Genomic DNA, 640 nt, shown 5'->3' on the forward strand with positions numbered 1-640 from the left:
GTGATACGGTGACGTTGACGGTGAACGGCAACTCAACCGATTACACAGGCACGGTGAAAGCGGATGGCACTTACAGCATCAATGTACCGGGCAGCGAGTTAGTTGCGGATGCGGACAGCACCATCGTGGCGAGCGTGAGTGGCACCGATGAAGCGGGCAACCCGTTCACGGCGACGACCGAAACCAGCGGAGACAACAAAGACGGTGGTTACGAGGTTGATACGGGTATCAGCAAACCGACCATCGATCTGGTTGCGTCGAGCGACAGCGGCAAAGAAGACGCTCACGGCAGCGACACAGACAACCTGACCAACGATACGACGCCAACCTTCACGTTCGGCAACATCGATGATGATGTTGAGAAAGTGGAAGTGTTCAACGGCACGACCTTGCTGGGTGAAGCGGTTAAAGTTGAGGGCGTGTGGACCTTCACGGCGACAGACGGTCAGCTGACAGAAGGTGCGAACAGCATCACGGTGAAAGCGACGGACGATGCGGGTAATAGCGACACATCAGACGCACTCGCAGTGACCATCGATACCGACGCGGCGGCGACCATCACAATCGATGATGATATCGCAGGCGACGACATCGTGAACGCAGCGGAAGCGGCTGGTGACGTGACCATTACGGGTACCGT

Annotated in this window: 1 protein-coding gene; it reads left to right on the forward strand. The window is 57.0% G+C overall.

What is annotated here, in order from left to right:
• Positions 1-640 (forward strand): Ig-like domain-containing protein (locus tag AB4185_RS20455; RefSeq protein ID WP_372135860.1); only part of this gene is annotated, 640 nt, incomplete at both ends.

This window comes from Vibrio sp. 10N.286.48.F5, from assembly GCF_041469785.1.
GTDB lineage: Bacteria > Pseudomonadota > Gammaproteobacteria > Enterobacterales > Vibrionaceae > Vibrio > Vibrio crassostreae_C.